Below are 6,931 nucleotides of genomic sequence, written 5' to 3'. Positions count from 1 at the left end.
CCTCAAGGGCCTCAAGCAGGTCGACGGCTGGAAGAACATGCCGCTGACCGAGGCCGCCCAGACCGTGCAGGTGTCGGCGTACCCCGACCACTACGCGCAGTGGGAGAAGCAGGCCGCCGACCTCGTCGCCAAGCACTGGAACAACAGCTGACTTTATTGAGGGGGACTGCTGGCCGGCACCCGATCACCGGGCGCCGGCCAGCGGCACATCCACCCGACCGACGGCCGGCACCCCGCACAGGGGTGCCGGCCGTAGGCGTATCCGGCACCGTCCGCTGGCCGGCGCCCGAAGACACGGGGTGCCGGTCAGCGGCACCTCCACTAACCGATGGCCGGCAACCCGGGACAAGGGGTGCCAGCCGGTGGCGTACAAGCGCCACGTACCGCGAACGAGTGACGGCCCCCGTCCTGCCCCGACAGGGGTGGGAGACGGGGGCCGTCGGCGTTCTCGGGATCAGGTGGCGCTGATGGTGCCGGTCATCAGCAGGGCGAGCACCAGCGTGCCCAACGCGACCCGGTAGAGCACGAAGAGGTACAGGGTGTGGTGGGCGACGTAGCGCAGCAGCCAGGCGATGGCCGCGTAGCCGATGCCGAACGCGATGATCGTGGCGACGACCATCTGGGCGACGCTCGGCACCGAGGTGCCGGCGGCGGCGGGTTCGAACACGTCGCCGACGCTGAAGATGCCGGACATCACCACCGCCGGGATGGCCAGCAGGAACGAGTAGCGTGCCGCCGCCTCCCGGGTCAGGTTGAGCAGCAGCCCGGCGGTGAGGGTGCCACCGGAGCGGGACACCCCCGGGATCAGCGCCATCGCCTGGGCGAAGCCCATCACCACGCCGTCGCGCAGCCGGAAGTTCTCCAGGGTGCGGGTCTGCCGGCCCCAGTACTCGGCGAAGGCGAGCACGAAGGCGAAGACGATCAGGGTGGTGGAGACCAGCCACAGGTTACGGCCGGCGGTGCGGATCTGGTCCTTGAACAGGAAGCCGAACAGCCCGATCGGGATCGAGCCGACGATCACGTACCAGCCCATCCGGTAGTCGAGGCTGGAGCGCACCGAGCGGTCCCGCAGCCCGAGCAGCCAGGTCCGGGTGATCCGCCAGATGTCCTTGGCGAAGTAGATCAGCACCGCCGCCTCGGTGCCCAGCTGGGTCACGGCGGTGAACGACGCCCCGGCGTCCCGGTCGAAGAAGATCGCCGAGGTGATCCGGAGGTGACCCGACGAGCTGACCGGCAGGAACTCGGTCAATCCCTGGACGATGCCCAGGACGATGGCTTCGACCCAGGTCACTCGCCCACTCCGGCGAGGTCCAGCGCCTCGGCGACGGTACGCAGGGTCTGCACGCCACTGTCCCGGTCCGCCACGAACAGGGTCACCGAGAGGGTGGTGACGCCGGCGGCGGCGTACTCCCGCATCCGCTCGGCGATGCGCTCCTTCGGCCCGAGCAGCGACGTACGGTCGATGAACTCCATCGGTACCGCGGCGGCCGCGTCGCGCTGCCGCTTGGCCAGGTAGAGGTCCTGCACCTCGCGGGCGGCGTCGCCGTAGCCCATCCGCGTGGCTAGCTGGTTGTAGAAGTTCTGCTTCCGGCTGCCCATGCCGCCGACATAGAGCGCGGCGTACCAGCGGACCAGCTCGGCGCAGGTGGCGATGTCGTCGCCGACCACCACCGGGACCGACGGGACCACGTCGAAGCCGGCCAGTTCCTTGCCGGCCTTGGCCCGCCCGGCGCGAACCGACGCGAGCTGCTCCTCGGCGAACTCCGGGGCGTAGAAGACAGCCAGCCAGCCGTCGGCGATCTCGCCGGCCAGCTCCAGGTTCTTCGGGCCGACGGCGGCCAGGTAGATCGGGATGTGCTCCCGCGGCGGGTGGAAGCCCAGGCGCAGCGCCTTGCCCGGCCCGTCGGGCAGGGGCAGCGTGTAGAACTCGCCGTCGTAGGCGACCTCCTTGCGCGCCATAGCCAGCTTCACGATGTCCACGAACTCGCGGGTCCGCGCGAGGGGCTTACCGAACCGGACGCCGTGCCAGCCCTCGGAGACCTGCGGGCCGGACACGCCCAGGCCGAGCCGGAACCGGCCGCCGGAAAGCGCGTCGATGGTCGCCGCCGTCATCGCGGTCATCGCCGGGGTACGGGCGGGGATCTGCATCACCGCGCTGCCCACGTCGATCCGCTCGGTCTGACCGGCCATCCAGGCCAGCATGCTGGGCGAGTCGGAGCCGTAGGCCTCCGCCGCCCACACCACCGAATAGCCGAGCCGGTCCGCCTCCTGAGCCAGAGCCAGGTGGTCGGCCGGCGTGCTCCACGCCGTCTGGTATCCGAGGCTGAGTCCGAGTCGCACTGGTCCTCCCCCATCCGCGCCACAAGTCGCATCAGGTTACGCAATGCCAGCGCGGGCCCCGGTCACCGGCTCACCCCCTCCCCGGCGCCGACCGTCGCGGCGCAGGAAGAGGCGTACGGGCGGCCGGGCAGACGGAAACGCGACTCGCCCGGCACACTTGACGGGAGCGAGGATATCGGTGCGGCCCGGTTCGAAATAAGGTTCACCCATGCAACAGCGACCGCTCGGCCGAAGCGGGCTGGCGGTTTCGCGGCTCGCGCTCGGCACCATGACCTGGGGTCGGGACACCGACGCCGACGACGCGGCCGCCCAGCTGAAGAGTTACCTCGACGCGGGCGGCAACCTGATCGACACCGCGGACGTCTACGGCGACGGCGACGCCGAGTCGGTGATCGGGTCCCTGCTGGGCACCCTGGTCCCCCGCGAGGACCTGCTGATCGCCACCAAGGCGGGGCTGCGGCCGGGCAGCGGGCGGCGCCGGGACGGCTCCCGGGGGCACCTGCTGCGGACGTTGGACGCCTCGCTGCGCCGGCTGGGCACCGACCACGTCGACCTGTTCCAGGTGCACGGCTACGACCCGGACACCCCGCTGGAGGAGACCCTGGCGGCGCTGGACCACGCCGTGGCCAGCGGCCGGGTCCGCTACGTCGGGGTGTCGAACTTTTCCGGCTGGCAGACCGCCCGGGCGGCGGCGTGGCAGGCGGCCTGGCCGGGGCGGGCACCGGTGGTGGCCGCCCAGGTGGAGTACTCGCTGCTGGAGCGGGGCGTGGAGCGGGAGGTGCTGCCGGCCTGCGACGCGCTCGGGTTGGGCGTGCTGCCCTGGTCGCCGCTGGGTCGCGGGGTGCTCACCGGCAAGTACCGGCACGGCCGGCCGGCCGACTCCCGGGCGGCCTCGCCGCACTTCGAGCGCTTCGTCGCCACCTACCTGGAGCCGCGCTGCTCCAGCATCGTGGAGGCGGTCGCCACCGCCTCCAGCGGGCTGGGGGTCTCCCCGCTGGAGGTGGCGCTGGCCTGGGTCCGGGACCGGCCCGGGGTGGTCGCCCCGATCCTCGGCGCCCGCACCGTCGGTCAGCTGCTCGGCGCGTTGCAGGTCGAGCGGATGACCCTGCCGGAGGAGATCGTCACCGCCCTGGACGACGTGTCGGCGGTGCCGGTGGGCTACCCGGAACGCGACGGCTGACCTCGGGCGGGCCGCTCGGCCACCAGGCGACGGACGCGGCCGGGACCGGCACCGGGGTGGCACACCCGCGCCGACCGTCGGCGCCGCGGCTCAGGTGACGGAGGGCCGCTTGCCGGGGATGCCCTGCAACGCCGCGACGAAGCGGTTCTGGTCCTCGCGGTGCGCCGGGTTCAGCAGCCGGATCCAGGAGCCGTCGTCGAAGACGACCGTCGTGGGGAACTGGAGCATCCGGGTGACGTTGTAGTCGCAGTCGATGCAGGCGATGCGCCGCCGGTCGATGCTCCACAACACTCGGGGTCGGCGGTGATCCGGCTTGTCCTCAAGGGGTCGTGGCCCCATCCGCAGCAGGAGCAGGTGGGTGTCGGTCACCGCGACGGGTGTGCCGGTGTAGCGCTCCATGAACAGCAGCAGACTCCCGGCGAGGGTGGCCAGGTCGCCGCTGAAAACGTACCGGCGTCGGTAGGCGATCTCGGCGAGCTGGTCGGCCAGTGGCCGGTACCGGCTGAGCCGGAACAGCGCCCGGAACGCCTCCTGCTCCGGGGTGAGCGGCACCGGCGGCCGGGGCGGCCCGGGGCGGGCCGGTTCCGGCGGGGACGGCTCGGCGCGAGCCGCGTCCGCGGCGGCCGCGGCGGGAAGGCCGGCTGCGGCCGCGGCGGCCTGCCCGGGAAGCATGAGGACCCCGGCGGCCAGCCGCACCGGAGCCATGACCGCGTCCACCCAGACCACCGGGTTGACGATGTTGAGCAGCCCGAACAGCACCCGGGGGTCGAGGGACTCGGCGAGCGCGTCGCCCATCGTGTCGGCGAACTGGGCGCCCAGCCGGTGGAACTCGTGGGTCTTGAACCCGACCAGGCTGACGTAGCGGACCTCCTGGTCGGGCACCAGCGGCGCCACCAGCCGGCGCTCGGGCTCGTCGCTGGTGCGGAACTCCGCCCGGAGTTCGCGGGCCCGGTCGCGTGCCGTGCGCGCCTGACCCACCACCGTCTCGGTCAACCGGGTGATCCGGTTCCACGCTCCGGTCACAGTGCCCCTCCGTCTCGACCGCTACCGGCCCGCGGGCTGCTGCGCCGCGGGTGGCTGCCCGAAGACATTCTGGTCGACCCAGTCGGCGGCCCCCTGGACCCCCTGCTCGATCTGGTCGCCGACCTGCTCGCTGCCCGGCACCGACAGGCCGCTCGCGATCGCGACGCTTCCCCAGGTCACCCCGTGCACCACGGCGTTCGGGACGTTCCACGGCAGGTTCTGCGCCCAGTCCCGGGCGATGACCTTGCCGCCCTCCACGAGCCCGTGGCTGTGCAGCGCCCCGGCCCGGTCGAACGCGCTCATGTCGAACGGCGAACCGGACTTGCCGAGCTTGTACGTGCCGCGGACCGGGTCGGTGAAGCGGTGGTGCCACTTGTCCGCGCCCCCGGCGGCGTGCCGCTTGTCGGCGTACTTCTGGCCCCGCATCAGGGCCTTCTGCTTGTCGGCCAGCTTGTTGAGGTGCCGGATCAGCTTCTGCAGCTGGGCGATGACCCGCTCCAGCACCCGGGCGATCTTCAGCAGGTGCGGCACGAGCGGCCGGATGATCCGCAGGGCCCGGGTCGCGGCGATCAGCAGCCGGGTGGCGGAGACGGCGAGCCCCGCGGCCCAGGACGCGCCGTAGGTGAACGGCGCCATGAGCAGGGCGGTGACCAGGGTGACCAGCAGGAAGTTGACGAACTCCACGCAGATGTCGACCAGCACGTCGTGGGTGGTCTGCAACCCGTCGGCGACGCCCCGCAGGTAGTCCGCCGTCGCGGTGAACTGGTCGGCGACGTCCAGGAGCTGGTCCTCCACCTCGGCGAGGCGCTCGCCGTACGCCTTTCCGGCCGGTGACCGCCACCCGGCCTGCTCCGCCTGGCGCACACCGCGGTGGGCCAGCGCGATCTCCCGCACCCGGGCGGCGACCGCGTCCCACTGCGTCGCGTGCGCCCGCAGCACCTCCGGTTCGCCGTCGACCAGGTCGACGAGCTGGATGAGCGGCCAGGCGAGGGTCCGGCAGACGCTGTCGACGGCGCTGTCCACCGTGGAGAGAGCACTGTCGAGGCCCTTCCACAGCTCGACGGCGCTGCCCGCGGGGCCGCTCATCGGCCCATCCCCTTGCCGATCGTGCTGAAGCCCTGGTCGATTTCCTGCTCGTTGCGCTCGTAGGCGTCGGCGGTCTCGCCCAGCGTGGCGCCGACCCGGCGGAACGCGTCGTGCCCGGCACGGAACAGCTCCGCGCCGCCCTGGACCTGCTCGGCGTAATTGTCGCGGAGCAGGTCGCTGGCGAAGGGCAGGTGGCCGAAGGCGCCGGGCGGCACGTCGGCCGCGGCGGCGATGGCGCTGCCGAGGCCGGTGAGGCCCGCCGCCGCCTGCTCCGCGGCCGTCCCCAGTCGACGGACCGCCGCCACGTCCACCTCGATGTCCGGCATGGCCGCTCCTCCCCCCGTCAGTCGGCGCAGTGACGATACGATCCACCGGCCACCGGCCGCCACCCCGGTCGGTGCGAGCAACGGGGAGGACAGGACGGATGACCGATCCAGCATCTGCTTTCGATGCCCTCGCCGGTCGGATCGCCGCCATCGAGCAGCAGTTCGCCGGCCTGCACGACGATCTCGCCGAGCTTTCCGCGAGCGGCACCGACGAGAGCGGTCTGGTGTCGGTGACGGTCGACGCCGTCGGGGAACTCACCGCCCTGACCTTCCAGCCGGCCGCGCTGCGGGCGGGCACGGAGGGCCTCGCGGCAATGGTGCTCGACGCCTACCGCCAGGCCAGGACGGCCGCGATCGACCAGCTCAACGAGCGCACCGAGGGGCTCGACGCGAAGCTCGGCGCGAGCCTCGGCGAGCTGTTCGGCCAGCCGGGCGACTTCTCCGCACTGAATCGCCTCGAGGAGACCATGGGTCGGCTGGACCGGCTGGGTCGCCGCCTGCCGGGGCAGCCGGCATGACCTCGCCGGGCTGGCCCGACGTCGTCGCCCGGCTCCACGACACGCTGACCCGCTGCGACCGCGACACGGACCTGGAACTGTCCGCCGGCCCCCGCCGGCTGCGCCTGATGGTGCGCCGCGACACCGTCCGGGGGGTCTGCCCAACCTACGACGAGCGACGCCTGGCCGAACTGGGCTGGCGGGCGCCGGGGGGCGGGGGCGGCTGGTGGTACGAGACTCCGCGCACCGCTGAGGACCTGCGCTGGTGGAGCGGGTTCGTCGCGCGGACCGCCGCGGAGGTGCTCACCGACGAACCGGGCGAACTCTCCTGCCAGGTGCTGCCGCCCGACGAACCCCAAGTGGGGCCGGAGGCCGCCCTACCGCCCGTGACCGGGGCTCGGCCCGAGCCCGCCCTGCCACCGGAAACCGAGGCTCGGCCCGAGGCCGGCCTACCGGAGGTGAGCGGGGCCCGGCCGGAG

General features: G+C 72.8%; 8 protein-coding genes. 3 read left to right on the top strand and 5 right to left on the bottom strand.

The window, feature by feature from the left end; translation table 11 throughout:
* Positions 1 to 454 precede the first annotated feature (454 nt).
* Complete coding sequence (locus tag NCC78_RS25200) at positions 455 to 1,291, bottom strand: undecaprenyl-diphosphate phosphatase (RefSeq protein ID WP_250797493.1); 837 nt, start codon at positions 1,289 to 1,291, stop codon at positions 455 to 457.
* Positions 1,288 to 2,340: an LLM class F420-dependent oxidoreductase gene (locus tag NCC78_RS25195; protein WP_250797491.1), complete on the bottom strand. Its 1,053-nt coding sequence runs from the start codon at positions 2,338 to 2,340 to the stop codon at positions 1,288 to 1,290. The genes NCC78_RS25200 and NCC78_RS25195 overlap by 4 nt, the downstream gene beginning before the upstream one ends.
* 208 nt (positions 2,341 to 2,548) lie before the next feature.
* Between NCC78_RS25195 and NCC78_RS25190 the strand changes: the two genes are divergently transcribed.
* The gene (locus NCC78_RS25190; RefSeq protein WP_250797490.1) at positions 2,549 to 3,520 is read left to right on the top strand and encodes an aldo/keto reductase; all 972 of its coding nucleotides are present in this window, start codon (positions 2,549 to 2,551) and stop codon (positions 3,518 to 3,520) included.
* Positions 3,521 to 3,610: 90 nt separating this feature from the next.
* On the opposite strand, the gene NCC78_RS25185 is transcribed toward NCC78_RS25190, so the two are convergent.
* Genes NCC78_RS25185 through NCC78_RS25175 form a run of 3 tightly spaced genes read right to left on the bottom strand, consistent with a single transcriptional unit; the run spans position 3,611 to position 5,955 of the window.
* A complete protein-coding gene (locus NCC78_RS25185; RefSeq protein WP_250797489.1) occupies positions 3,611 to 4,543 on the bottom strand; it encodes a hypothetical protein in 933 nt (310 codons plus the stop codon).
* 21 nt (positions 4,544 to 4,564) lie between these two features.
* Positions 4,565 to 5,629: a WXG100 family type VII secretion target gene (locus tag NCC78_RS25180; RefSeq protein WP_250797487.1), complete on the bottom strand. Its 1,065-nt coding sequence runs from the start codon at positions 5,627 to 5,629 to the stop codon at positions 4,565 to 4,567.
* Positions 5,626 to 5,955 carry a hypothetical protein gene (locus tag NCC78_RS25175; RefSeq protein ID WP_250797482.1) on the bottom strand — a complete coding sequence of 110 codons (330 nt, stop codon included), beginning with the start codon at positions 5,953 to 5,955 and terminating at the stop codon, positions 5,626 to 5,628. Before NCC78_RS25175 ends, NCC78_RS25180 begins: the two co-directional genes overlap by 4 nt.
* A gap of 98 nt (positions 5,956 to 6,053) precedes the next feature.
* On the opposite strand from NCC78_RS25175, the gene NCC78_RS25170 reads away from it, so the two are divergent.
* Together NCC78_RS25170 and NCC78_RS25165 are read left to right on the top strand one after the other, a co-directional pair.
* Positions 6,054 to 6,473, top strand: coding sequence for a YbaB/EbfC family nucleoid-associated protein (locus NCC78_RS25170; RefSeq protein WP_250797481.1), 420 nt, complete (start codon positions 6,054 to 6,056; stop codon positions 6,471 to 6,473).
* A partial coding sequence (locus tag NCC78_RS25165) for a hypothetical protein (protein WP_372495198.1) occupies positions 6,470 to 6,931 on the top strand: 462 nt, incomplete at its 3' end. The genes NCC78_RS25170 and NCC78_RS25165, both read left to right, overlap by 4 nt.

The sequence above is a fragment of the Micromonospora phytophila genome (assembly GCF_023656545.1).
GTDB classification, from domain to species: Bacteria; Actinomycetota; Actinomycetes; order Mycobacteriales; family Micromonosporaceae; genus Micromonospora; species Micromonospora phytophila.
Note: the sequence above shows the minus strand (reverse complement) of the source record. Positions and strands in the feature narration are given on the sequence as shown.

Bases quoted from the DNA above. Each gene is read 5' to 3' on its own strand.
- NCC78_RS25190 (WP_250797490.1), top strand. From the start codon at position 2,549: ATGCAACAGCGACCGCTCGGCCGAAGCGGGCTGGCGGTTTCGCGGCTC.
- NCC78_RS25180 (WP_250797487.1), bottom strand. From the start codon at position 5,629: ATGAGCGGCCCCGCGGGCAGCGCCGTCGAGCTGTGGAAGGGCCTCGAC.
- NCC78_RS25175 (WP_250797482.1), bottom strand. From the start codon at position 5,955: ATGCCGGACATCGAGGTGGACGTGGCGGCGGTCCGTCGACTGGGGACG.
- NCC78_RS25170 (WP_250797481.1), top strand. From the start codon at position 6,054: ATGACCGATCCAGCATCTGCTTTCGATGCCCTCGCCGGTCGGATCGCC.